The sequence below is a fragment of the Arsenicibacter sp. R0_47 genome, assembly GCF_057652235.1.
In genome coordinates, this window is sequence record NZ_JBYFCJ010000011.1 from 41,016 (window position 1) to 67,485 (window position 26,470).

14 protein-coding genes are annotated in these 26,470 nt (G+C 50.6%); 6 read left to right on the forward strand and 8 right to left on the reverse strand.

The genetic code is table 11. From position 1 onward, the window contains the following. Positions 1–4: 4 nt before the first annotated feature. Positions 5–3,205, reverse strand: a complete 3,201-nt coding sequence (locus tag AC23NW_RS18715; RefSeq protein WP_487451205.1) for a SusC/RagA family TonB-linked outer membrane protein — start codon at positions 3,203–3,205, stop codon at positions 5–7. A 441-nt stretch (positions 3,206–3,646) separates the two neighbouring features. Between AC23NW_RS18715 and AC23NW_RS18720 the strand changes: the two genes are divergently transcribed. Further along, positions 3,647–7,873: a hybrid sensor histidine kinase/response regulator transcription factor gene (locus AC23NW_RS18720; RefSeq protein WP_487451207.1), complete on the forward strand. Its 4,227-nt coding sequence runs from the start codon at positions 3,647–3,649 to the stop codon at positions 7,871–7,873. 25 nt (positions 7,874–7,898) lie between these two features. Here the strand turns inward: AC23NW_RS18720 and AC23NW_RS18725 are convergent, their stop codons facing one another. Further along, positions 7,899–9,407: a c-type cytochrome domain-containing protein gene (locus tag AC23NW_RS18725; RefSeq protein ID WP_487451209.1), complete on the reverse strand. Its 1,509-nt coding sequence runs from the start codon at positions 9,405–9,407 to the stop codon at positions 7,899–7,901. Positions 9,408–9,452: 45 nt separating this feature from the next. Continuing rightward, complete coding sequence (locus AC23NW_RS18730; protein ID WP_293838373.1) at positions 9,453–10,520, reverse strand: 6-bladed beta-propeller; 1,068 nt, start codon at positions 10,518–10,520, stop codon at positions 9,453–9,455. Between the two features lie 122 nt (positions 10,521–10,642). Between AC23NW_RS18730 and AC23NW_RS18735 the strand changes: the two genes are divergently transcribed. The 3 genes from AC23NW_RS18735 (at position 10,643) to AC23NW_RS18745 (ending at position 15,849) form a co-directional block, all read left to right on the forward strand. After that, on the forward strand, positions 10,643–11,020 hold the full coding sequence (locus AC23NW_RS18735; protein ID WP_293838376.1) for a hypothetical protein: 378 nt from the start codon (positions 10,643–10,645) through the stop codon (positions 11,018–11,020). Between the two features lie 127 nt (positions 11,021–11,147). Further along, positions 11,148–14,168: a protein translocase subunit SecDF gene (gene secDF / locus AC23NW_RS18740; protein ID WP_487451210.1), complete on the forward strand. Its 3,021-nt coding sequence runs from the start codon at positions 11,148–11,150 to the stop codon at positions 14,166–14,168. A 187-nt stretch (positions 14,169–14,355) separates the two neighbouring features. Then, a complete protein-coding gene (locus AC23NW_RS18745; protein WP_293840679.1) occupies positions 14,356–15,849 on the forward strand; it encodes an APC family permease in 1,494 nt (497 codons plus the stop codon). Between the two features lie 54 nt (positions 15,850–15,903). Here AC23NW_RS18745 and AC23NW_RS18750 read toward each other — a convergent pair whose 3' ends face one another. The 3 genes from AC23NW_RS18750 to AC23NW_RS18760 are packed head-to-tail and all read right to left on the reverse strand — an operon-like array spanning position 15,904 to position 19,008. Continuing rightward, a complete protein-coding gene (locus AC23NW_RS18750; protein WP_487451212.1) occupies positions 15,904–17,295 on the reverse strand; it encodes a cystathionine beta-synthase in 1,392 nt (463 codons plus the stop codon). Beyond that, positions 17,292–17,918, reverse strand: coding sequence for a hypothetical protein (locus tag AC23NW_RS18755; RefSeq protein ID WP_487451213.1), 627 nt, complete (start codon positions 17,916–17,918; stop codon positions 17,292–17,294). The genes AC23NW_RS18750 and AC23NW_RS18755 overlap by 4 nt, the downstream gene beginning before the upstream one ends. Before the next feature lies 1 nt (position 17,919). Further along, positions 17,920–19,008 carry an AAA family ATPase gene (locus AC23NW_RS18760; protein WP_487451215.1) on the reverse strand — a complete coding sequence of 363 codons (1,089 nt, stop codon included), beginning with the start codon at positions 19,006–19,008 and terminating at the stop codon, positions 17,920–17,922. A 230-nt stretch (positions 19,009–19,238) separates the two neighbouring features. On the opposite strand from AC23NW_RS18760, the gene AC23NW_RS18765 reads away from it, so the two are divergent. Together AC23NW_RS18765 and odhB are read left to right on the forward strand one after the other, a co-directional pair. Then, entirely contained in the window at positions 19,239–22,028 is a 2,790-nt protein-coding gene (locus AC23NW_RS18765) for a 2-oxoglutarate dehydrogenase E1 component (RefSeq protein ID WP_487451217.1), read from the forward strand. A 70-nt stretch (positions 22,029–22,098) separates the two neighbouring features. Further along, complete coding sequence (gene odhB / locus AC23NW_RS18770; protein ID WP_487451218.1) at positions 22,099–23,673, forward strand: 2-oxoglutarate dehydrogenase complex dihydrolipoyllysine-residue succinyltransferase; 1,575 nt, start codon at positions 22,099–22,101, stop codon at positions 23,671–23,673. 33 nt (positions 23,674–23,706) lie between these two features. On the opposite strand, the gene AC23NW_RS18775 is transcribed toward odhB, so the two are convergent. Continuing rightward, entirely contained in the window at positions 23,707–24,951 is a 1,245-nt protein-coding gene (locus AC23NW_RS18775; RefSeq protein WP_487451220.1) for a serine hydrolase domain-containing protein, read from the reverse strand. A gap of 109 nt (positions 24,952–25,060) precedes the next feature. After that, positions 25,061–26,440, reverse strand: a complete 1,380-nt coding sequence (locus AC23NW_RS18780; protein ID WP_487451222.1) for a sugar transferase — start codon at positions 26,438–26,440, stop codon at positions 25,061–25,063. Positions 26,441–26,470 lie beyond the last annotated feature (30 nt).

The following is a 26,470-nucleotide window of genomic DNA, read 5'->3' on the forward strand; positions in this document are numbered from 1 at the left end:
TCGTTTAGAAACTAACTGACAGGCCGGTATTTAACAGACGCGACTGCGGGTAGTACTGTGCACTGCCGCTGGTTGATTCCGGGTCGAAAAGGCCCTTCATTGTCGGTGAATACGTGAGCAGGTTCAGGCCGCTGACATAAACCCGCAGGTTATTCAGGCCAATCCGGCTGGATAAAGCGGTTGGCAGCGTATAACCAAATTCCAGGTTTTTCAGACGGATGTAGTCTGTGCTTTTCAGCCAGTAGGTATTGCCGTTTGAGAAGTACTGATTGCTCCGGTCAACAATACGCGGATCCTTGGTGCTTGGGTTGTCAACGGTCCAGCGGTGGTCATAGCTCCATTGCAGGAAGTTACCGATCGTACCTGATTCAGTCTGCAGGAAGATCTGTCCGCCGGTTGATGCCTGGAAGAGTAAGCTCAGGTCAAAGTTTTTCCAGCGCAGGTTGGCGTTAAGACCACCCTGGAAACGAGGCTGGTTGTTGCGGTCGGCCCGCACGCGGTCGTCACCATTGATTTTACCATCGCCGTTGATGTCTTTCAGGCGCATATCGCCGGGACGCAGTACGCTGGCACCTACACCGCTGTAATCTACCTTGTTGGCGTCAATGTCGGCCTGTGTCGAGAAGATACCGTCATACTGGTACATCAGTGTACCGTTTGCCTGATTCGGGTCGTTTACGTTGGTCGGAATCGGCTTGCCGGTTGACCGCTGCCATTCCGGAGCGCCCGGTGTTTCGTCCCAGAACGTAATCTGGTTTTTCGCGTAACCGCCATTCACGCTGACGCTATACTTCAGCTGGCCGGCCTGACCGTTGTAGCCCACCCGGAATTCATAGCCTTTGTTAGTCACCTTACCGATGTTGGTTGCCGGCAGGGTCATACCTGTTGTTTGCGGAATAGAAGCACTTTTCCGCCACAGGATGTTTGAGCGCTTGTTCTGGAATACGTCGAATTCGAAGAAAATCTTGCCGTTCAGCGCCGAGCCTTCCAGACCGATGTCTGAGTTGTTGGCCACTTCCCAGGTCAGGGTTGTATTCGGTACACCGTTTTCATACAGTGTCTGCGCTACCTGACCACCCATTACATAACCCCAGCTGGAGTTCACTACGTCGCCGTAGGCATAGGTTGGCAGGTAATCGTATTCACGCAGGGAGCCATTGAAATACACCTGATCGTTACCCAGCTGACCCCATGACGCCCGTAGTTTCAGTGAGCTGATAGCTGGTACGCTCTTCTTGAAGAAACTTTCTTCCGAGATACGCCAGCCGGCTGTTACGCCGGGGAAGAAGCCCCAGCGGCTGGCCGCAGGGAACATATACGAACCGTCATACCGCCACAGGAATTCGGCGAGGTACTTTTCTTTGTAGTTATAACCGGCCCGGCCGAAATAGCTCATCCGCGCGCGTTCCCAGGCGGCGGTTGTGTTGCTGTTTTTCTCGGCGTTACCACCCGCAAAGAGCTGATCAATGGCGGTTGACGCGAAATATTTACGATAAGCCGAGAAGCCGTTTGAGTTGGCGCGCTCCTGCGTAATACCGGCTAACAACGTGATGGCATGGTTACCCGCAAAGGTGTGATCGTAGGACAGGATGCCTGACAACAGTGAGTTGAACTGATCGTTTGTGTATTGATTCAGGGTTGCCTGCGCCGGACCTTTCGCTACTTTCTGCAGAATCGGCTGCTTGTTGGCATCGTATGAGGTATAATCCCAGCTGTATACATACCATGGTGTCTGCCAGGTTTTCCCCTGCTGGATGTATTTATCAAGGGCAACGCTGCCGGTAAACTTCAGGCCTGGTACCCATGGGTTGGTAATATTCACACTGGCGTTGCTCTGCACATAATACCGGGTATCTTTATTGTAGCCGGTTGCGCTGGTAGTCACCAGTACGGGCTGCTGACCGTTTTCGATGTCCGGAGCCGGCAGACCATTCGGCCAGAACGCAGGCTTATTCGGATAACCGCGCATCAGCATCCGGAAAATAGACCCGGCATCGACCGTTGGGAAAAAACGGTTTTCCTGACGACCTACTACGCCGACAACCGTATTGATGTATTTGTTGACTTTAGCGTCCAGATTGAGGCGGAAGTCATACTGCTTGTAGCCGGTTGCCGAGTTTTTGTAATACCCATCCTGATTCTGGTAGTTAGCCGAAGCGAGGTATTTGATATTTTCGCCGCCACCGACTAACTGCAGCGTGTGACGTGTCTGAGGCGACCATGTTTTCAGTGCTGCCCCAAACCAGTCGGTATTCGGGTGGCCCCACGGGTCTGAACCGTCCTGGAATTTTTTGATGTCATCCGGCGTAAAGGCCGCTTTAGCAATGGCGCCGTTGTCGGGGCGGGTATAGCTGCCTGTTGCCTTAAAGGCTGCGGATGCATCTTTCCAGTACTGCGACGGCAGGTTATAGAGGTTAATTTCGTTGTTCAGCTCAGCATATTGTGCCGCTGAAGCCATTTTCGGGATAACGGTTGGCTGCGAAAAGCCCTGGTTGAAGCTATATGAAATTTCTGGTTTTCCTGTCTTGCCGCGTTTAGTCGTCACGAGGATAACCCCGTTGGCTGCCCGTGAACCATAGATGGCTGCTGAGGCATCTTTCAGGACCGAAATGCTTTCGATATCGTTCGGGTTCAGGCGGTCAATACCACCGGCCCGTGCCGGAACACCGTCAATAACGATGAGCGCATCATTGTTCCCGAGCGTGTTTGAGCCACGGATCCGGATAGCCGATCCGTCATAACCAGGCTCACCGCTTGCATTGGTGGCAATAACGCCTGGCATCCGGCCGGCAATGGAGTTACTCAGGTTCACGGCCGGTGATTTTACGAGGTCACCGCCCTTGACGGTGGCTACCGCACCGGTTACGGTTTCCTTTTTCTGTTCGCCGTAACCAACCACCACTACTTCATTCAGCATCCGGTCATCAGATGCCAGCGTGACGTTGATTTCTGTCTGGCCATTCATCGGAATCTCCTGCGTAGTGAAGCCGATGAACGAGTAGACCAGCGTACCACTCCGGTTCGGTACATTCAGCGAGTAGGTACCTTGCGCTGACGAAATGGTGCCTACTGATGTGCCTTTAATGACAATACTTACCCCCGGCAGTGCGATTCCTTGTGCATCAACGACCTTACCGGAAATCTTCGTCTGCGCAAATGCCCCCACTGACGTAAGCAGCAAAAACAGAAACAGAGCGCGTGCCATGAGCCGTAATGAAGCCGGGGCATGTGAAGAGGCGCCATTTCTGCGGGTCGGCAAGACCCTCTGGCATGTACATGTTTTTTGCATAAGCTTTGTTTTGGTATTAATTAACTGGTACTGGGTATAAGAAACTGTTTTCAAGAGACTGGTATGGATGTCTTCAGATATGGTGTGCCGGATGTTGCACTTGCTGTCGGGTATTATCAGAGAAGGGATGTGTTGAAGAAGGAGGATAGATAGATTTAATTTGACTGAATTTGTTTCGCAGGGGTTATTGCAAATTTATGTTGGTATAACACAATTAGGCGAGGGGCTAAATGATCAATATAGGGGGGTAAAATGACCACTCCGGTAGCTTTTAAAAGAAATAAACGCACAGGCCGTTAACGATTTATTAGGTTCATAGTCAGTTACATTTATCCACTTGACGATTACTCACCATATATGGAAAAAATGTTTACTTGTAGGCTGATCGTTATTCTTTTCTTTTCAGGGCTGTATATATGTGGATTTGCCCAGACGGATCCGGTACAGTTCCGGTTTGAACACCTTACGGTTAATGAAGGATTGTCGCACAGCGATGCTATGGCAGTTGTTCAGGACCAGCAGGGGTTTATCTGGGTGGCTACCAATAAAGGCATTGACCGCTATGACGGCTACGAAATAAAACCCTATCTGCTGCCGATTGATAATGAAAACGGGCTTTCTAATAACCGTGTGCGGTCGCTGCATGTCAGTCCGGAAGGAACGTTATGGGCGGGTACGGAAGGCGGCGGCCTGAATGTTTATAACCTGAATCAGGACCGGTTTATGTGTTTACACATGAAACCCGGTACGTCAGGCAGCGACCTCCTGCAACTGGTAAACCAGTCTGAAATTGCGGCGCTGGCGGTGGATAACCAGGGACGTGTATGGGCCGGAACCAGGCAGCATGGGGTGTTTATTGTTCAGGCGGGTACGAACGGCGAGGTGCAGTGGATTAAGCAGATTAAACTGGCCACGCCCCGAAGCCGTTTTTGTGAAACCACGGATCTCATTATTGATAAGGCGGGCACGGTCTGGATTGCAGCGGCAAGAGACGGGCTTTTTACCATACCTGCCAGGCAGCCCGATGCAGTGGCCGGTGTAGTTACTGCATTTACCGGAAAATATGTACGGGCCCTGGCACCTGACCGGCGGAATGGCTTGTGGGTAGCGACCGATAGCCAGGTCATGTGGATGCCGGCCGGTACGCGGGCCAAACAGGTTGTTGATCCTTTTGTGTTGCCGCAGACGTTCCGCAGTATCGACTGTCTGCACCGGGATTCGTTCGGCCGGTTGTGGATTGGGACCAATTTCGGTTTATTGATGCTGCCGGTACAGGTGCAGGAAGGCAAAACGCCTCTTGTGACCGATAAAGTAACAACCTATTTGCCATTGGATACCGATCCGTTCAGTATTAACTCCGGCCGGATTCACTGCATTTTTGAAGACCGGTTTCAGGTGCTCTGGCTGGCGGCGTCGGCAGGCGGACTCAACAAAATTGATCTGCGCCAAAAGCCGTTCGGGCACCTGTCCCGCCAGCCAAGCCAGCAGCCTACGCTGGCCAATAATTACATCAATGCCTTGTATAAGGAAGATGCCAGAAACCTGCTCTGGATTGCTACCCGCAACGGAATTTCCAGCTACGACCTTACGCACAAGGTGTATCAGAATTATTTCAGCCGCCCGTTGCCGGGAAACGTGACCGGTATGGATGTTGCCTGCATTTTTCAGGATACTGACAGTACGCTGTGGTTTGGTACGCAGAATGACGGGTTGCTTGCGCTGCGCCGCCGGCATGGGCAGGTCCGGTTCACAACCTATAATCCGCAGGGTGATCTGTTTAAGGAAGTCGAAAGTATAGTCGAAGATAAATTTGGTACCATCTGGACCGCTACCTTTGATCATGGCCTGACGCGTCTGGATCATGAAGGCAAGGTGCTGGCGACCTATACCATGCAGAATAGCGGCTTGCCAACGGATCGCTTTACATTCTTACTCTATGATAAGCCCACAAATATTCTTTGGGCCAGTACGCAGAATGCCGGTGTGCTGAAACTGAAGGTATGGCCTGACAGAATTGAAGTACTCCGGCAGTTTAAGCATGATACGCATGATCCGGGCAGTTTACGGGTTAACTATGCCTGGCCCCTGCTCAAAGACCGGCATGGCGTTATCTGGGTTGGCACCATTGGCGGTGGTCTGCACTGGATTGTGACCGGCAAAGATGGCCGGGAAGTGGTCAGCCGATGCACGTCATGGCTGCCCGACAGCGATGTAGAGAGTATTCTGGAAGACAACGAAGGTAACCTCTGGCTGGGAAGCGAAGGCCTGATCCGCGTGAATACGGCCACACACCGGGTACTGCGGTATAATGTTGCCGACGGTATTCAGAGTAATTCGTTTAAAATCGGGGCGGCCTGCCGGGCCAGTGACGAAACGCTGTTTTTCGGGGGCATCAACGGCATTACCTTTCTGAAGCCCTGCCTGATTCAGTCGAACCCTTACCCGCCCTTTGTGCAGTTAACGGGGTTTGCCATTCAGAACCAGCCGGTTCATGTCGGGCAGGAAATTAACGGCAGGGTACTGGTCCGGGAGTCGCTTAACCACACGCAGGGGCTGGAGATCAAGGACAATGAAAATGACTTTTCCGTCTCATTTGTCGGCCTGAATTTTGCCAATCCCCAGAAAAACCATTACGCCTATCAGCTGGTCGGTTATAATGACAAATGGATTCCGCTTTCGGCCAACCAGCGCACGGTCAGTTTTACCAACTTACCGGCCGGTGATTACACCTTTCAGGTAAAAGCCGATAATGGTGAAGGCGTCTGGACACATAAGCCCGCTACACTGCAACTGACGATTTTGCCGCCCTGGTGGAAAACATGGGTGGCCTACGCAATTTACACCCTGGTGCTGATCACCGTTTTGCTGCTGGCCCGGCATATTCTGCTGCGGCAGCAGGCACTGGAAAATAAGGTGGCTTTCGAACATTTTCAGTACGAAAAAGAAAAAGAGCTAAGCCACCTCAAACTGGAGTTTTTTACCCACGTATCGCACGAAATCCGTACGCCACTGACGCTGATTCTGGGGCCGATGGAAGAACTCGCGGCATCGGCCTGGAAATTCAACGGCATGAAAGATAAGGTGCTGCTCGTTCACCAGCAGACCCGCCGGTTGCTGTCGCTTATTAACCAGCTACTGGACTTCCGTAAGATGGAGTCGCAGCAGATCACCTTGCAGGCCTCGCAGCATGATATTATTCCGTTTGTGACAGAGCTGTTTCTGATGTTTCAGCTGAAAGCAGAAGAACAGCGGCTGCACTATACGATTGATGTTCCGCCGGCTATTGTGCCTGTATATTTTGACCGGAACAAACTTGAGGTGGCCATCATCAATGTGCTGTCGAATGCACTCAAATACACACCGGCAGAACGGGGCGTACACCTGCGGGTGGTTGCCGTCGGAGATCCGTCGCAGGATGCCCGTTATGACGAGCAGCGTAAACTACAGACCAATTTTCTGGAAATCGTGATTGTGGACGAAGGAGTTGGTATAAAACCGGAAGAGCTGGAAAAAGTCTTTGATGTATATTATCAGGCCTCGCACTCGGCCTCGATGCGGGTGGTCGGGACCGGTATCGGGCTCTCGCTGGTAAAGCAGTTTATTGAGCGGCATGGCGGCGAGGTGCAGCTTACGAGCCGGATCAACGCCGGCACTACGTTTACCATACGCCTCCCCTTCGGGAAGCAGCACCTGACACCGGCTGATTTACTGACGCAGGAAGCGTATCCGTCGCCGGCGGCGCTTGTACCGTCCGATCACGCGTTTATCGTGGACCCATCGGTGCTGATGCCGGCTAGCCTGCGCCTGCTGATTGTCGAAGATAACAGCGATGTCAGGGAGTATATTACGCAGCTGTTTGCGGCAAAATTTGACGTACATACCGCCGCCGATGGCCTGGAAGGCTGGGAGAAAGCTACCCGGCTTGTACCGGATCTGATCATCAGCGACATCATGATGCCGCAAAGCGACGGCCTTGAGTTGTGTAAGAAAGTAAAACAAGACCCTAAAACCATGCATATCCCAGTGCTGCTGCTGACGGCGCGGGCGGCGGTTATTCATGAGATTGAAGGGCTGGAGCTGGGGGCCGATGAATATATAAGCAAGCCGTTTAACCCCGATGTGCTGACCGCCAAAGTCAATACGCTGGTGTATAACCGCTTAAAAATCCGGCAGTATTATCAGCAGAAAATATTGCTGGAACCCACCGACATCAGCATTCCGGACGGCGACAGGGTGTTTCTGGAAACAGCCATGGCTATTGTCGAAAAGAATCTGATGGAGCCTGATTTTTCAGTCCAGGAGCTGGTAAAGGCCATGGCCATGAGCCGGTCGGTTTTTTACCGGAAAATCAAGAGCATTACCGGGCAATCAGTTGTAGAATTTATTAACGATATCCGGATGAGACGGGCCGCTAAATTGCTCATCTCCAGCCAGCTCAGGGTGTTTGAGGTATGTACGCTGGTAGGGCTTGAAGACCTGAAATATTTCCGTAAGGCTTTTCAGCAGGTACATGGCGTATCGCCTTCGGAATACGCCAGAAAACACCGGGCCGAAAAAGAGATGCAGGATGCTGAGCCATCTTAACAATGAAGGCAGCACCCTGCTTCTTTTATTTTTTCCCGTCTGCCACCGCCGTTGTTGTCTGCATAAACGCAGCAATGCGGGCTTCGCTGAGACCCCCGATAAACTCAACGCCCGGCATGGCCTGTTTCGCTTCGGCCAGCCCCTTTTCAGTCACGCCGGTCTGCCATATATAGACGGTACGCAGGCTTTTGATACCTGCCAGTTGTTTCAGGCCGGCATCGGTGATTTTGGTACCATACAGGTTCAGGTATTCCAGATAAGGTAAGGCCGTAAGTTGCTTCAGGCCGGCATCAGTTACGGCCGTTTGTTCCAGGTGCAGTTTCTGGAGGTTTTTCAGCTGCGCAACCTGAGAAAGTGCCGCATCCGTAATTTTGGTGTCTCCCAGTTTCAGCCAGACAATCTGTTCGGCGGCTTTGCTCAGGCTGGCCGCCTGCTGATCGGTAAAGCTACGGTTGTTAACCGCACTGACTTCCAGCTGATTCTGCTCTTTCGATAAGGGCATCACCAGTAAGCCTTGTTTTTTCAGCTCATCCAGGGCAGAAGCGCCGGCCGGTGACAGTTTCATGCTTAAGACCGGTGATTCCGGTATGGATGGTTTGGCTGTGGGGCTGGCCGACGGGCTGCCGCCAGAACCCAGAGATGCCAGTGCAGGCTTCACCGCATCGGTCATGGTCAGGTCCGCTACTTTTTTGTCAAACGGCGCGCCCTGGTCAATCCACCAGGTCAGGATCGCTACCTGACTGTCGGTAAGCTGGGTTTTGCCTTTAGGCGGCATGTGGTTGTCGTCCTCAAGCGGTAACAGACAACGTTTTATCAGCTCGCTTTCGCCGCCTTTTCCGGCCACGAATACCGGACCATCCTCACCACCTTTGCGCAGCATGGCCGGTGTATCCAGCCGGAGGTCACCTTTCGATTTTTCCGGATTATGACACTGTACGCAACGGCTTTTCAGAATCGGATTCACGATCTGATCGTATACCAGCGCCTGATTTACGTCGGCAATCGGTTTTATGGCCACTTCCTGCTCGCGCGGCGGAATGCCTGCCAGGGTACGGATCGGTTCGGGCGTGTATTGTGTCAGGTAATCGGAACCGTGGGTCAGGGAACCGCCCAGATGCCCGGCCGACATAAGCAGTACGACACCGGCGATGAGCGAAAGGCTGTAAACCAGCGATCCGAACGGAATTTTTTCGCCGAAACGGCTGGATTTGGCCAGCCAGGCGAGCCACGCAAAAACAGCAACGCCGATACCCTGCCACTGGTGAGCAGAGAGTGTTTCGGCTTCATAACCACCACCCAGCGACAGCATATAGCCGAATACGCAGGCAAACGTGGCACTTACCGCCGACCAGAACAGAATACTGGCAATACCGCTGTCGGAAATACTGCTTTTTCCCAGCCGCCGGCCAATTTCCAGTATGCCGGCAATCAGCAGAAAGCCGATCGGCAGGTGTACGATCAACGGGTGAAAATGACCAAAGAAAAGCACCCAGTCAGAAGCCTGAGGGGCAGATGATGCCTGTACTAAAAGCATAGCAATTGAGTAAAAAGGGTTGTTGACCAGCGCAGCGCCCGGCTGTTATCCGACGCGCTCCAGTTTGATCGGATAGGTTTTCCGGGAGGCCCACTGGGCTACATACAGGCTTTCATCACTATCGACCAGGACATCATGCGGGTGCAGAAAAGGAGAAAAACTCCGGTCTTTGCGCTGTTCCTGCAATTGTCCGTTCTGGTAAAGAGGCTCGGTGCCGCCCGGCGTCGAAACCACCTTGTCGTTTTTATCAAAAATCTGTACGTATCCCGAATCCGGATAAGCATCCGACGTGCTCCGGAAGGCAGCGGCAAAAATATAGTCGCCGTGCAGGACCGGCCGGCAGATGTACGTTCCCGGCACCGCAATGGTTGACAGGTACTTGCCATCCAGGGTAAAGCGCTTCAGACAGTTGTGCCGGCGGTCGGTAATCAGCAACGTCGGATTCGATTTGTTACGATTATCTACGACAATACCGTGGCAGCAGTCAAACTGGCCGTTGTCTGCCCCTTTTCCGCCCCAGTGGCGGATGTAGCGGCCTTTGGCGTCATACTGCGTAATGTAATTGGCGCCGTAACCGTCTGCCACGTAAATATCACCGTTGGCCGGATTAATGGCCGTTTCGGTTGGCAGGAACTGGGCCGGATGGTCGTAGACGCCGGTTTCTTTCGGGTAGTCGAGTTTGAGCAGCTCCTTGCCTTTAAGGTCAGTCTTGATTACCTGATGGCGGTTCGGGTCGCAGATAAACAGAAATTGCTCACCGCCTTCGTTAGACAGCGTCAGGCCATGAGCGCCCGGATAGGTTGTACCCCACGCGTCCAGTAACTTACCTGACTTATCATAAATCAGGATGTTGTTACGGGTCTCATTCGTCAGCAGGAAAATACGGCCTTTGGCATCCTGCACCATTTCATGGCAGTCGTTGACGGGGTTTTTGCCGGCGTCCAGCACGCCCCAGTTCGGGACGACACGGTACTTATGCGAATTATGCCCGACAACCGCTGGTTCGGCAGTCCGGTTTTTACTGAAAAGGGTACCGGGTGCTGCGAGTGCGGCTCCAACGGCTAAGGTAGTCTGGCGGGCAAATTCCCGGCGATTAACATTCGGCAGTTTCATGACGTAGCGTATTTGTTCTAAAAGAATCAGAACCACCTCGCTTACTGCCTGACCACAGGCTAAAAAAAGCACTTGCATTACTGCAAAAATGGTACGAAATTTGTCATCCGTTTTGTATTTCCATGAAAAGTTCGCGCAACATACTGGTCCGTTGGTCAAGCCTGCTTCTGGCAAGCCTGATGCTGTTCCTGGCTGGATGGAGCCACGAACTGACGTCACTGACGTCGGGAACAACAAAAAAGACAACGGCACAACAGCAAAGCGGTAAAAAAACAGGCGCGCCGGCCGAAGCAAAAATCCAGGCAGCCTCGTTTGAAGCGGTTGTTACACCAGCCTCTTCATTTGATTTTACACAGGCTATTTACCTGTTGCCGGCTCCGGTTTTTGTCTTTTTATTACTGGTTGCAGCATCCCTCCTCCGCATTTTTACAATACCATATTTTTATTTCAGTTACTTCAGGCACGTTTTTGGTCATTTCATTGCCCCCAACGCACCCTGATTCCAGTCTCCGGAAACGCAGGCTTTCCAATCTCTCCGTTTTTCTTACTACCAGTCTTTATTACCAATCGTTTACTTTTTCAATCCGTCTGAACCGTTAAGTACGCGTTCGGGCGAAAACCATTGTTATGCAAAATCGTAACGGTATTTTGATTCTGACAGGGATAATTGCGCTCCTGAGCATTTATTATCTGTCGTTTACGTTCGTTTCACGCAGCATCAAGGAAGATGCAACGGCGTATGCAACGAATAAGCAGGGTGTTGTTGACCTGACGAAAAAACAACGGTATCTGGATTCTCTCTGGAAAGAGCCGGTTTATCTGGGTAACACATTACAGGAAGTAACCGAACGCGAATTAGGCTTAGGGCTTGACTTACAGGGTGGTATGCACGTAGTTCTGGAGGTTGCTCCAGCCGACATCCTGAAAGGTATGGCCGGTAATACCCGTGATCCGAAATTCAACCAGGCACTGAAGGCTGCTGCTGAAGCACAGAAGACGAGCCGGTCAAGCTTTGTAGACCTGTTTATTGATGCGTATAAGGACCTGGTGCCTAATGCCCGTCTGGCCAGCTTGTTTGCTACAAGCGCCAACCGCGGTAAAATCAACTATCAGTCGACGGATACGGAAGTCCGCCGGTTACTGAACGATGAGGTTGAAGGGGCGATTGGCCGTGCTTTCAAAATCATTCAGGCCCGTGTGGATAAATTCGGTGTATCGAACGCTAACATCCAGCGCCTGCCGAACTCAGGCCGCGTACTGATCGAATTACCGGGCGTTGATAACCCTGAGCGGGTTCGCCGCCTGTTGACCGGTGCTGCGAAACTGGAGTTCTGTGAAGTATACCAGCTGGGCGAAATCTCAACCGGTCTGGAAGGCTTAGGTGCCTTCTTACTTGAGCAGGAAGCTGCCCGTAAAGCGGCTGCAAAAGCATCACCGACTGCGCCTGCTTCCGGCTCTACCGGAAACCTGGCGTCTCAGCTGTCGAGCAAAGCTGATTCAGCGAAAAAAGATACGGCCGCTGCCGGTCAGGCCCTGACACAGTTGTTTGTGCCGATCTCACAAAACCAGCTGGGTGTTTACCTGAAAGATACTGCCCGTGCCAACGCTACGCTGAATGATCCGCAGGTGAAGGCGATGTTCCCTGGTGACATGATTTATGCCTGGGACCGCAAGTCATTCCCGACAACGGATAACAAGGAAATTCTGCCGATTTACTTCCTGAAAAAAGCCGGTAACGTAGCCCCACTGGAAGGTGATGTAATCACGGATGCGGCTAACGATTACGACGACCGCGGTCAGCCGGAAGTAACGATGAGCATGAACCCGGAAGGCGCCCGTAAATGGCGTTCACTGACGGCTGCTAACGTAAACCGTCAGGTAGCGATTTTGCTGGATAACCTGGTTTATACGGCACCAAACGTACAGAATGAAATTCCTAACGGTCGTTCAAGCATCTCCGGCAGCTTCACGGTTGAAGAGACAAAAGACTTAGCCAACGTCCTGAAAGCCGGTAAACTGCCTGCTCCGACAACAATTGTGGAAGAAAGCATCGTTGGTTCGACCCTGGGTTCTGAAGCGATTCAGGATGGTCTGCTTTCATCGGTTGCCGGTTTGTTCGTGATCCTTGCGTTTGTGATCTTCTATTACAACCGTGCGGGTGTTATTGCCGATGCCGCCCTGTTAGTGAACACATTCTTCCTGTTAGGCGTAATGGCAGCGGTACCGGGTACGGTACTGACAATGCCGGGTATCGCCGGTATGGTACTGTCAATCGGTATGGCAGTCGATGCGAACGTACTGATTTTCGAACGGATTAAAGAAGAGCTTGCCCTCGGAAAAAGCTTTAAAGTAGCGGTAGCCGATGGTTTCAAAAATGCATACTCGTCAATCTTTGACTCGAACATCACTACCTTACTGACAGGTTTCATCCTGTTGTTGTTCGGTACCGGTCTGATCCGTGGCTTCGCCGTAACCCTGGTGATTGGTATTTTCACATCGCTCTTCGCAGCCATTCTGATTACCCGCCTGATTCTGGAAGCCTATACAAAAGACGGCAAGACGGTGAGCTTCTCGGCACCATGGACGAAGAACCTGTTCAAGGATTCTGACTTCGACTTCGTATCGCGCCGGAAACTGTACTACACAATTTCTTCGGTAATTATCGGTCTGGGTATCATCTCGGTAATCTTCAAAGGCTTCGGTCTGGGTGTAGACTTTAAAGGTGGTCGTTCATACGTTGTTCGTTTTGAGCAGCCGATCGGTACGGAAGATGTACGCAGCGCGCTGACAGATGCGTTGGGTGGCGATGCGCCGGAAGTGAAAACATACGGTGGTACAGGCGTTAACTCAAACCAGATGAAGGTGACGACTGACTACATGATTGATAACGACGATGCCAATGCCGATAAGCAGGTAGAAGCAGCGATGAACAAAGGCTTAGCCAAAGTCAGCGGCAACAAGGCGAAAATCGAGAGCTCGCAGAAAGTAGGTCCTACCATTGCGAAAGACCTGATCTACTCGGCCCTGTGGTCAATCTTGCTGGCAGTTGCGGTTGTGTTCGTCTTCATCCTGATCCGGTTTAAGAAACTGGCCTTCGGTTACGGTGCGGTGGTTGCCCTCTTCCACGACGTACTGGTGATCCTGGCGGTGTTCTCGATCTTTAACGGCTGGCTGCCATTCTCGCTTGACGTTGACCAGGCGTTTGTTGGTGCCTTGCTGACGATCATGGGTTACTCAATGAACGATACCGTCGTTGTCTTTGACCGTGTCCGCGAATACCTGGCTGAAAACAAGGGTAAGAAGGAAAGCATGTCAGTAGTTATTAATAACGCCTTGAACAGTACCCTGAGCCGTACAGCCGTAACGGGTCTGTCGACCATGCTGGTACTGGTTATCCTGTTCATCTTCGGTGGTGCTACTATCCGTGGTTTCTCATTTGCGATGCTGATCGGGGTTATCGTAGGTACGTACTCATCCCTGTTCGTGGCAACACCAATCGTGGTTGACTCGCTGACACAGGATCAGGACAAGCCATCGACACCAGCTGCCGGTACAGGTCCTAAAGTAACGCCTGACCCGCTGGCGGTTGCAGAAGGTGAGCCTGCGGTGAAGGTTCCGAAACCAAAAATCCGTCCGTCACAAGCGTAATTTGAGCATAAGAGTAAGTAAATAGGGTAATTAGGTTAATGAGAAGAAAGTACTGTACGATTTTACTTTCTTCTCACTTCCCTGATTACCCTATTTATGTTTGTCCGAAATAATTACGTACCTTGTCTGGTAAAATCAATTAATAATTTCATTGACTAAGCAAAAAGCCTAACTATCTTTCCCTTATATGGAAACCCAATTGAAACCCAAAGACACGAGTGTTTGGCGGAAAAAACCGCTTGCGGCTTATGAGGCCGACATGAAAAAGAGTGAGCTGAAGCGTGTATTAACCCGTTGGGGGCTGACCTCGCTGGGAATCGGTGCCGTAATCGGTGGCGGTATCTTCGTATTAACGGGGATTGCAGCACACGACTGGGCAGGTCCGGCGCTGGCACTGGCATTCGTACTGGCGGGTGTAGCCTGTACGTTTGCTGCGCTCTGCTACGCTGAATTTGCTTCTATCCTGCCGGTAGAAGGCTCGGCTTACGCTTACTCGTATGGTACAGTTGGTGAAATTTTCGCGTGGTTTATTGGCTGGAATCTTATTCTGGAATATATGATGGGGGCCACTACGGTGGCTGTGAGCTGGTCAGGTTATTTTGAAAAACTCCTGCACCTGTTCCATGCCGATCTGCCGATCTGGTTAATGAATGACCCGGTAACGGCGCAGGAAAAAGCTGAGAAGCTGCGGGCTGCGGGCGAATCGGTACCGGACTTTGCATTTGCCATTAACCTGCCGGCCCTGCTGATCGTTTGGGTGGTAACCTACATTCTTGTCAAAGGTATCAAGGAAGCGGCCAGTACAAACAACCTGATTGTGATTATTAAAGTAGCTACCGTAATCTTCGTGATTGTGGCAGGTGCTTTCTACATAGATACGGCTAACTGGACGCCATTTATTCCGTCGCCGGTAACAGATGAGTCGGGTCAGATCCACTACGGATTTAATGGTATCGTAACGGCAGCCAGTATCGTGTTCTTTGCTTACATTGGCTTTGATGCGGTATCAACGCAGGCTGGTGAAGCCATCAACCCGAAGAAAGACGTTCCGTTTGCGATCATTGCTTCCCTGATTATCTGTACACTGTTGTACATCCTGGTTTCACTGGTACTGACAGGTATGGTGAAATACACCAATCTTGACCTCAAAGCGCCGGTAGCGCAGGCGTTTGCCGATGCCGGTCTGACATGGGCGGTTTATCTGATCACGATTGCTGCCATTGCCGGTCTGACATCCGTTATGCTGGTAATGATGCTGGGCCAGACACGGGTTTTCCTTGGTATGGCCAAAGACGGGCTGCTGCCTAATTTCTTCAGTGCTGTTCACCCGACGTTTAAAACGCCTTGGAAAAGCACGATTCTGGTGGGCGGTATTGTGTCGGTTGTGGCTGCGCTGACGCCGATTGATAAAGTATCCGAGCTGTGTTCATCAGGAACCCTGCTGGCATTTGCCATGATTTGCGGTGCGGTATGGCTGCTGCGCGTTCGGGAGCCTAATCTGGAACGCCCGTACAGAACACCGGCCCTGCCGGTTGTAGCAACGCTGGGTATTCTGGCCAACCTGTACCTGATGTGGAACCTGCGTGTCGATACAAAAATCGCATTCGTGGTTTGGGGTACGTTAGGGCTGATCGTTTACTTCCTCTATGGCCGTAAACACAGTAACCTGAACAAGAACTAAGAGTATACAGCAGAATAGCATAGCGGACGACAGTAACTCTGTCGTCCGCTTTTTTTATACCGTCATTGCTGCCAGCAAATCGGCCTGCGTGATGATATGTACCTGTTGGTTTTCATCCCGAACAAGCAGGGCTTTGTTCTCGCGGTCAATCAGCGATGACAGGACATCGACGGTATTATCGAGCCCGACAAACTTAAAGGGCTTGTCCATAATCTCTTCTACCGTCCGGTCCTTGATACTCGGGTCGTCAATGAGTTTGTTAAGAATCGTAGAGTCGGTCAGGCTACCGACAATGTGATCGTTTTCGTCGACGACCGGCAGCTGCGAAATGCTGTGGCGGTTCAGAACCTGAATGGCTTGGGCAACCGTAACGTCTTTACCGAGCGTCGTCAGCATCGCTTGTTGCTCTCCGCCGCGGTGCGTTTTGCTGTAAATGATGTCACGGGCGGTTTTAAACGTCCGGTCTTCCAGAAAGCCGTGGTCTTTCATCCAGACATCATTGTAGATTTTGGCCAGATAACGGGTACCGTGGTCGGGCAGGATAATGACCATTACATCGTCGGCGGTCAGGTGATCGCGGGCCCATTCGAGCGCACCATGTACTGCCGAGCCGCACGACCAGCCGACAAACAATCCTTCTTCCCGCGATAACCGGCGGGCCATGATAGCCGCATCCTTATCGGTTACTTTCACGAAATGATCAATCAGGCTGAAATCAACGTTTTGTGGCAGAATGTCTTCGCCGATCCCTTCGGTCAGGTACGGATAGATCTCGCCTTCATCAAAAACGCCGGTTTCCTTGTATTTTTTGAACACCGACCCGTAGGTATCTATCCCGACCGAAACGACATGCGGGTTCTTCTCTTTCAGGAGCCTTGTCGTACCGCAGAGTGTCCCGCCCGTACCGACGCCGGCGGCCAGGTGCGTAATGCGGCCATCGGTATCGCGCCAGATTTCGGGACCGGTCGTATCATAGTGCGCGGCAGCATTCGACAGGTTATCGTATTGGTTCGGGTAAAGCGAGTTGGGAATTTCGCGGTTCAGGCGTTTGGCCACGGAGTAGTACGAACGGGGATCGTCGGGGGCGACATTGGTCGGGCAGACAATGACTTCTGCGCCGACAGCCCGCAGGATGTCGATTTTTTCCTTCGACTGCTTATCGGCCATGGTAAAGATGCACTTATAGCCCTTTCCGATGGCAGCGAGGGCAAGCCCCATGCCCGTATTACCGCTTGTCCCTTCGATGATGGTACCGCCCGGCTTAATGATACCGCGTGCTTCGGCGTCCTCAATCATCCGGATGGCGATGCGGTCTTTGACCGAGTTGCCCGGATTAAAGTATTCGACCTTGGCCAGAATTGTGCCCTGAATGCCTCGGGTGACTTTATTTAGCTTAACCAGCGGCGTATTGCCGATGGTATCAATGATTGACGCATGGTAATTCATGGTTCCTGCTGGTTTTGTTGAATGAAGTGTATTAAGAAAGCCTCCACCTGTCTATGAAAATGGTTAAAGCTTCTGGATTGTTTGGCAAGGCGCTTAAAATCTGCATTAGCGGCAATAACACGCACTGTTTTTTCAATACGTTGGCGATCAGGATTTTTATCTCCGTAGACTTTCTTTTTTATCTCATCTTTACTGAATGATTCAAGACTATTGGGGGTAGCATTATATTGAACATAGCCTATCCAATAATCAATTGCCTGAATAGGGACATATAGGATAATTTTTTCTGCATAATGTGTATGAACTTTTCCCATTTTCCCTTTCAGCTCTTCCAGACGTTTGGTATGTAGAGGAAGATCATCGTCAAAATCAGGCTTATCCAAATCGATACCGGCGATGAATAAATGACATGGATTCCGCTTATCGGCAAATGTTTGTGCACACAAAGTACCGGCCTCCTGCAATACTTTAGAAACACTGGGGTTCCTGGTAATAGCAATCTGAATTTTTGTCCGGACGACCTGAAGCTGTCCGGATTGTCTGGCCATCCATTCAAGGTAAGCCGGCAGGAACTGGTATTCGGCAAACCCTTCACTTATGAGGGTATAAACAAGTTTATTCATATTACAGAATGTCAGGGACTCCTCCTAACAGCCCGTAAAGCCAATTCTCGCTAAGGTTAGTTGTTAAGTCTATCTCGTCTAATCCGTGCTCCCTGTTATGCTGATTAATTGGCTCAATAATGTCTTTTTGCAGGTTGCGCACGTAAGTAGCACCGTCTACGTCCTTATCAAACACAAAAACCGATTCAGGGCGTGTGGAAAAGTCGTCAAGCACATGTTCATTATGGGTGGTCAGAATGATCTGTATATCATTCTCGTCTGCTAAGCGGAAAATAAAATCCATAACTTCCCGTATCCGCCGCGGATGGATGCCACGTTCCGGTTCTTCAAGCAGCAGTAGTTTAGGTGGGTTAGGCTGATGGATGATGCAGAGTAGAGCGAGGAAGTAAAGAGTCCCTTCTGAAAGTTCGTCAGCCCAATAAGTAATGCCTTGCCGGCTGTTTCCTAAACCCAGACGTTTGAATGATTTATCGCCGAATAGTCTCTTTAATTCTTCGGTCGGTTGTGCGTCGTCGAGATTAATTTCGTCAAATTCAGGAATGCAGGTTTGTATGTCCGTTTCGATCTGACTGAATACAGCTTTTCGATACTTGCTTAACATCAAATCAAGAAACCCAACTAAATTAGATGCATCAGTGCTTACGACCTCTTCTTTTAAACCTACAGGGCCAGGCTGTGTTAGTTTATTGGGGTCAGGTTTATAGATAACTACGCTTTTGAGTAAACTCTCTAACTCCTTTTCGCCTTCAATAAAAGGCACCACTCCATTTCCGGCAAACTGAACTTTGCTGTTATACACAAGAGATGCTTTTTCTCCTCCGGACTTTAATATGTACTTTTTCTCTATATGAACAGGATCCTGGTTGTCGCTTACAATTAAGAAGTTTATATCCTGCCCGTTTCGGTTAAACGTCAGCGATTGATCACCTGCTTTTGGGAAGTCATTATACCTTTCCTTAACAAACTCCAGCGCCTTCAGGAAATTCGTTTTACCTGAGTTGTTAGGCCCAATCAGGAGGTTCACCTTCTGAAGATCGAGGGAGACGTTCTTAAGGCTTTTGAAGTTTTGAATGGAAACGCGCTTCAGCATATGGGTAACGGAGTCTGTATGGTGCAAGTGTACGGATTTTTGCCTTAACTCCTGACAGCCGCCGGCAGGAGCTTACTTTATGTAAAACAACTTATCCGCCAAAACTTTTGTTGTGCCTGAGAAGCAATGAATTCGTCTATAGTTTATTTGCATAAAAAGGCAAAATTTTTGCGAACTACTTCGGACGTATACCGTAACTTTGCGAGTTGAATACTGACGCGTTGTTTTTTATGGATAAATTTTCGTATATAGCTAACTCAGAAGCTGCTTACGTCGATCAGTTGTATCAGGCGTATAAGCAGAACCCGGCCTCGGTCGATGAAAGCTGGCAGAAATTTTTTGAAGGATTTGAATTTTCGCTTACCTACGGGGAAAACGCTCCGTCAGGGCTCACAAACGGGAATGGCAACGGCAAGGCTGCGGTAACCGCTAACGGCGCTGCAACTGCCTCTGGTACAGTTGATAAAGCACACGTAGAGAAAGAGCTGAAGGTTCGTAACATGATCCTGGCATACCGCTCTCGTGGTCACCTCCTTTCGAAAACAAACCCGATCCGCGAACGGAAAGATCGTCAGCCGCTGCTTGATTTAAGCGATTTTGGTTTGACAGAAGCCGATCTGGACACCACATTTGAAGCCGCAGGGCAATTGCGGACCGGTATCGGCCCGTCGACGCTGCGGGTAATCCTTGACACCTTAAAGACTGTTTATACCGGCCCCATCGGCTTCGAATACATGTATATTCGGGAACCGGCCGTATTGGAGTGGTTTAAAAATAAGATCGAGAAGGAATGGCCTACGTATAAGCCATCGATCAATGAGAAAACACGGATTCTGACGAAACTGAACGAAGCCGTTGTGTTCGAAAACTTCCTGCACACAAAATACCTCGGTCAGAAGCGCTTCTCACTGGAAGGTGGTGAAACGACCATCGCAGCCCTTGACGCGATGATTACGCAGGCAGCTGATATGGGCGTGGAGGAAATCATGATCGGTATGGCCCACCGCGGCCGTCTGAACGTGCTGGCTAACACACTTGGTAAAACCTACGACGCGATCTTCAACGAGTTTGAAGGAAACCTGCCGGAAGAAGTATACGGTGATGGTGACGTGAAGTACCACATCGGTTATTCCAGCCAGCAGACAACGCCGAACGGCAAAACCATTAACCTGAAGCTGGCCCCGAACCCGTCGCACCTCGAAGCCGTAAATCCGGTGGTTGAAGGATTCGTACGGGCCCGCGCCGACGGACACTTCGGCAGCGATTACGACAAGGTCATGCCGGTGCTGATCCACGGTGATGCGGCCTTTGCCGGTCAGGGTATCGTGTACGAAGTAACCCAGATGTCGAAGCTGAACGGTTATCACACCGGTGGTACATTCCACTTTGTGATCAACAACCAGGTTGGTTTTACAACGGACTGGGAAGATGCCCGTTCATCGATCTATTGCTCAGACGTTGCCAAGATCATTGATGCGCCGGTATTGCACGTCAACGGTGACGATCCGGAGGCGGTTGTGTTCTGTATGAAACTGGCCGTTGAGTTCCGTGAGCAGTTTAACCGCGATATTTTCGTTGATATGGTGTGCTACCGTCGCCACGGACATAACGAATCGGACGAACCTAAATTTACGCAGCCGACGCTCTATAACCTGATTGGCAAGCACCAGAATCCACGCGAACTGTACAACAAACAGTTGATCGAGCGCGGTGAGGTAGATGCCGAACTGGCCGGTAAAATGGACTCGGAGTTTAAGGCGATGCTCCAGGATCGCCTGGATCTGGTGAAGCAGAAAGCACTGCCTTACAAGTATCCGAAAATGGAGCAGGAATGGCGGAGTCTGCAACGGGCTACCCCTGCCGACTTTGATCAGTCGCCGGAAACAGGCGTTTCGCTTGAGCAGCTGGAAAAAATCGGTCAGGCGCTGGTGAAGGTGCCGGAAGGCTTCAAACCGCTGAAGCAGATTGAAAAACTGCTGAAAGACCGCCAGACCATGCTGTTTGATACTAAACAGGTTAACTGGGGTACAGCCGAGTTGCTGGCTTACGGATCGATCCTGACAGAAGGCAAGGTTGTCCGGTTAAGTGGTCAGGACGTTCAGCGGGGTACATTCTCGCACCGTCATGCCGTCCTGCACGATGTTGATACCAACGAATCCTATAACAGCCTGAACTACATCCAGCAGGATCAGGAGAGCTTCAGCGTCTACAACTCGCTCTTGTCTGAGTATGGCGTATTGGGCTTTGAATTCGGTTATGCACTGGCTAACCCGAATGCACTGGTAATCTGGGAAGCCCAGTTCGGTGATTTCTCAAACGGTGCGCAGGTGATGATCGACCAGTTTATTTCGTGCTGCGAAACGAAGTGGAACCGCATGAATGGTCTGGTCCTGTTATTGCCGCACGGTTACGAAGGTCAGGGACCTGAGCACTCAAATGCCCGTCCTGAGCGTTACCTGCAGCTATGTGCCGAAAACAACATGATCGTCGCCAACGTAACAACCCCGGCTAACCTGTTCCACATGATGCGTCGTCAGCTGACGTGGACATTCCGGAAGCCGCTGGTGGTTATGTCGCCAAAGTCACTGCTGCGTCATCCGCAGGTAATTTCACCGCTGGAAGATCTGACAAAAGGCTGTTTCCAGGAAGTTATCGGCGATACAACGGCTGATCCGAAAAAAGTAAAACGGGTGTTACTGTGTACCGGTAAGATCTATTACGAACTGAACGAAAAACGTCAGGCCGATAAGCGTGATGACATCGCTATTGTCCGGCTGGAACAGATCGCTCCGCTGCCGAAAAAGCAACTGGAAGCGGTATTAGGTCAGTACAAGAAAGCTGATCTGGTATGGGTTCAGGAAGAGCCGGAAAACATGGGCTACTGGACGTATCTGCTGCGTGTGGCCTCAGATCTGAAGCTGCGCGTGGTTTCGCGTCATGCGGCTGCGTCACCAGCGACGGGATACTCGAAAATGCACGCCAAAGAACAAGCTGAATTAGTTAACAAAGCGTTTGAATAAATGTAAGTGAGTAATGACCTGGCGCTGTCAGCCGACAGCGTCAGGTCTGGACCACGAACCACTAAACAATATGGCCGTTGAAATAAAAGTCCCCTCGGTAGGGGAGTCAATTACGGAAGTTACTGTCGGCGCCTGGCGTAAAAAAGAAGGCGATTATGTAAAAGTGGACGAGGTTGTTTGCGACCTCGAATCCGATAAGGCCACCTTTGAACTACCCGCCGAAGCAGAAGGGACTTTACACATTCTGGCTCAGGAAGGCGATGTATTGCCAATCGGTGCTGTTGTTTGTACCATCGAACCAAGTGGTTCAACACCGTCAGCGGCTCCGGCAACACCGGCTCCTGCTGCCGAACCAGCTCCCGCACCGGCAGCGGCTCCTGCCCCTGCTCCGGCAGCAGCGGCTCAGGTTATCGACATGAAGGTGCCTGCGGTTGGTGAGTCAATCACAGAAGTTACAATCGCGTCATGGAATAAAAAGGATGGCGATCAGGTAGCGCTTGACGAAGTTCTGTGCGAACTGGAGTCAGATAAAGCTACTTTTGAACTGCCTGCAGAAGCGGCCGGTACCCTGCGTATCGTTGCAGAAGCGGGTGCCACCCTGCCAATTGGTGCAGTGATTGCGCGGATTGAAGTCGGCGCTGCTGCATCACAGCCTGCCGCAGCCCCTGCTCCGGCAACATCAGCTGCTGCTCCTGCCCCAACAAATGGTCAGGCGGGTTATGCGGCCAACCACCCGTCTCCGGCAGCTGCCAAGATTTTGTCTGAAAAAGGCATTGATCCGCAGCAGGTGCAGGGTTCAGGTGTTGGCGGACGGATTACGAAAGAAGATGCGACCAACGCGCAGCCTGCAGCGGCTCCGGCACCACAGCCAGCGGCTGCCCCGGCACCAGCTAAACCGGCTGCTGCTCCGGCGCCGGCTCCTGCTGTTGCTCCGGTTGCCGGTGCGCGCGGTCAGCGTCGTGAAAAAATGACGTCGCTGCGGAAAACAATCGCCCGTCGTCTGGTAGCGGTGAAAAACGAAACGGCAATGCTGACTACCTTCAACGAGGTAGATATGAAGCCGGTTATGGATCTCCGCAACAAGTTCAAAGACAAGTTTAAGGAGAAGCATGGTGTAGGCCTGGGCTTTATGTCGTTCTTCACCAAGGCTGTCTGCATTGCATTGCGCGATTTCCCTGCGGTTAACGCTATGATCGACGGAGATCAGATTGTGTTCAACGACTACTGTGATATCTCAATTGCGGTATCTACAGAGCGTGGTCTGGTTGTGCCGGTTGTCCGGAACGCCGAGCAGATGAGCTTCGCACAGATTGAAAAAGAAATCATCCGTCTGGCAGGTCTGGCGCGTGACAATAAGCTGACTATTGATCAGATGCAGGGTGGTACGTTTACAATTACTAATGGTGGTATCTTCGGCTCAATGCTGTCGACACCAATCATTAATGCGCCTCAGTCGGCGATCTTAGGTATGCACAATATCGTAGAGCGCCCGGTTGTTGTGAACGGTGAGATCGTAGTCCGCCCGATCATGTACGTAGCCTTGTCATACGATCACCGCATTATCGACGGTAAAGAATCGGTAGGCTTCCTGGTGCGTGTAAAACAAATCCTTGAAGATCCTTCACGGTTATTATTCGATATGTAATTTATACGAAAAAGGCCCTGAAAGGGGCCTTTTTTATAACTCTACTTCGCCGTCTTCCTCATTTACACTGTGCGGGCTTCCGTGCAGCACATCAACCAGTTCCTTCACACGGTAGACGCTTTTATTGTACTTGTTGCCCAGCATGATGATAACATACTCGTCTTTGGGGCTAAACCAGAACATGGTGTTGTACCCTTTCCACCAGCCGGTATGGTAGATATATTCCGGCTGATTGAGGTCATTTAACTGCATCCGGAAACCATATCCGTAATTCTTGGCACCTTTTTTTTCAAAACTACGCGGAATAAAGGCCTCAGCGAGCGTTTTATGGTTGAGTACACAATCCCCGTTTAACGCCCGATACCAGCGGAAAAGGTCGCTAATGGTCGAATAAACCCCCTTGTCGCCTACTACGTCGTCGTAATAGTCTTTCGGAAGGCGCCGGTTCCATTGATAGCCTGCGGTCCGGTATTGGTTAATGGAGTCATTTTTTGTGGTTGCCACAAATGTGTTTCGCATGCCAAGCGGTTCAAATATATTTTTCCGGATAAACGCTTCAAAAGCCTGGCCGGTCGCTTTCTCAACAATCGACGCCAGTACCATGTAGTTGGTGTTCGAGTAACTGAAGGTACGGCCGGGAATATTATAGGGCCTTGGCGTTGGTTGTACGGTAGCAAACCAGTGCATGATGGTTGCGTTAGTCGGATAAGGCTTTTCTTTTTTATAAAAGTTCACCTTCATGCTGTCGTCAAACGCGTAGGCATAGTTAGGCAGGCCGCTCCGGTGGCTCAGCAAATCGCGGATCGTAATGCCATGATAGGGAAAATCGGGGTAGAACTTCTGAATGGTATCTTCCAGTGACAGTTTTTTTGCTTCAATCAGCTTTAAAACACCAACTGCCGTAAAGGTTTTCGATAAGGAAGCCAGCTGAAACTTTGAGTCAGGGATCAGTGAGTCGCGGCAGCTTTTTTCAAAGTGTCCGAAGCCAAAGCATTGCTGATACAGCACTACGCCCTTCTGCGCAATCAATACATTCCCGTTAAAGCCGCCCCTGACTTTTTGCCGGATGATTTCGTCTATTTTCTGAATTTTGTCATCCGCCTGAATGGATTGACGGATGGCGGCTTCCTCATCTGCACTTAACTTCTGGCCATCTGCACAATTGTTCATGGCTTTGGCCGAGCGGTTTAACTGATTTTGCCCGCTTTGGTTGCAGGCAAGGCTGGTAATAATAATACCCGTAATGATAACCCAACGGTAAATAAGCTGTCTCGACACAATCCGTCCCTTCACTATTAATTAAATAGACTAAACCTAACTATTTACAAAAATATTGATTTAGGGTACGAACGCAATAGGAAAATGGGTATGAAGGCAGAAAAAGCGCTTAGCGGCCCCGGCCCTGCATCATTACCCGGATTGTTTGAAGAATAATCCAGGCATCGAACCAGAATGAGCGGCGTTCGGGATAAAGCACATCATAGCGCAAACGTTTTACCATTTCCTGCACATTGCCGGCATAACCGAATTTGATCTGACCAATGGAAGTAATACCCGGTTTTACTTTAAGCAGGTTTTTGTACTCCGGCGCGATTTCGACAATCTGATCGATAAAATATTGCCGCTCCGGACGAGGGCCTACAACAGACATATCGCCCTTCAATACGTTAAAAAACTGGGGCAGTTCGTCCAGACGCGACCGGCGCATAAAGCGGCCCCAAGGGGTAATACGCGAGTCACCAAGCCCTTGCGAAAGCGATGGCCCGCCTGCTTCTGCATCAACATACATGCTGCGGAACTTGTAAATCCGGAAAGGAACGCCTCCCCTGCCAATGCGCTCTTGGGCATACAAAACAGGGCCCCGTGAAGTAAGTCTGGTAATCAGGCCCACAAGAAGAAAAGCCGGGAATCCTAAGAAAATAACGCTCAGCGAGAAGGTAATGTCGAAAGCGCGTTTTAGCGTATTCACGCGGAAATCGGCAAGCATCTGCGAAGACAGATTAAGGACCGGCAGAATATCATGATACTCTACAGATGCTCCCTTCGCCAGAAAGCCACGAAAGTCAACAAGCAACTTGACTTGATAATCAGCTATTTCTGCATCTTCTACAATCCCGTGCAGACGCGTATTGTCAATATGGGGCAGGCAGCAATAAACGCAGTCGATACGATTTCTGCGGATAAAATCAGGTAATTGTTCATAATTACCGGTGATGATATCGCGGTTTTCGTCGGAAAAATGATCAAAGTATCCGGCAAAACGAAAACCCATTTCGGGGTGAATGTCATAAAACCGGGTAATTGTTTTCGACAGATTACCATAACCGACAACGATAAAGCGGCGGTTGTTATAACCGCGTGCCCTGAATTCCCGTAAAAACAATAAGCCACCGACCCGATAGGCCGAGCCAAGGATAAAGAACAACGTATAAGTAATCAGTAAGTGCTCCCTCGAATAGAATGACTCCTGAAAAAACACCAGATAAAGCGAAATTACGGCAATATGTAAAGTAGTAAGAAGACCTAGTTTTGGTATTAAATGCCTGATTTTAAATAGCTGACGTGGGAAAGTGTAGGGTTTAAGGAGGATAACGAGAATAGCCCATACTAAATTAAAGACGTACCATAATGTCAGATGTGGTGGCTGCAGCGCACCGTCGATTTCCTTAAAGTGAAGCCAGTAAGCGCTTGCGTAAGACACATTGAGGCACAGGAAATCAAACAGGACATGTAATGGTAAAAACAATATTGAGTATCGGTGTCTCATCCTACATTAAAAACAGCATTCAAATGCTCT

What these genes read in the sequence shown, in the direction of transcription:
- AC23NW_RS18755 (WP_487451213.1), bottom strand. Translation starts at nt 17,918, where the DNA reads ATGAATAAACTTGTTTATACCCTCATAAGTGAAGGGTTTGCCGAATAC.
- AC23NW_RS18750 (WP_487451212.1), bottom strand. Translation starts at nt 17,295, where the DNA reads ATGAATTACCATGCGTCAATCATTGATACCATCGGCAATACGCCGCTG.
- AC23NW_RS18765 (WP_487451217.1), top strand. Translation starts at nt 19,239, where the DNA reads ATGGATAAATTTTCGTATATAGCTAACTCAGAAGCTGCTTACGTCGAT.
- AC23NW_RS18730 (WP_293838373.1), bottom strand. Translation starts at nt 10,520, where the DNA reads ATGAAACTGCCGAATGTTAATCGCCGGGAATTTGCCCGCCAGACTACC.
- secDF (WP_487451210.1), top strand. Translation starts at nt 11,148, where the DNA reads ATGCAAAATCGTAACGGTATTTTGATTCTGACAGGGATAATTGCGCTC.
- AC23NW_RS18760 (WP_487451215.1), bottom strand. Translation starts at nt 19,008, where the DNA reads ATGCTGAAGCGCGTTTCCATTCAAAACTTCAAAAGCCTTAAGAACGTC.
- odhB (WP_487451218.1), top strand. Translation starts at nt 22,099, where the DNA reads ATGGCCGTTGAAATAAAAGTCCCCTCGGTAGGGGAGTCAATTACGGAA.
- AC23NW_RS18720 (WP_487451207.1), top strand. Translation starts at nt 3,647, where the DNA reads ATGGAAAAAATGTTTACTTGTAGGCTGATCGTTATTCTTTTCTTTTCA.
- AC23NW_RS18745 (WP_293840679.1), top strand. Translation starts at nt 14,356, where the DNA reads ATGGAAACCCAATTGAAACCCAAAGACACGAGTGTTTGGCGGAAAAAA.
- AC23NW_RS18725 (WP_487451209.1), bottom strand. Translation starts at nt 9,407, where the DNA reads ATGCTTTTAGTACAGGCATCATCTGCCCCTCAGGCTTCTGACTGGGTG.
- AC23NW_RS18735 (WP_293838376.1), top strand. Translation starts at nt 10,643, where the DNA reads ATGAAAAGTTCGCGCAACATACTGGTCCGTTGGTCAAGCCTGCTTCTG.
- AC23NW_RS18780 (WP_487451222.1), bottom strand. Translation starts at nt 26,440, where the DNA reads ATGAGACACCGATACTCAATATTGTTTTTACCATTACATGTCCTGTTT.
- AC23NW_RS18715 (WP_487451205.1), bottom strand. Translation starts at nt 3,205, where the DNA reads ATGGCACGCGCTCTGTTTCTGTTTTTGCTGCTTACGTCAGTGGGGGCA.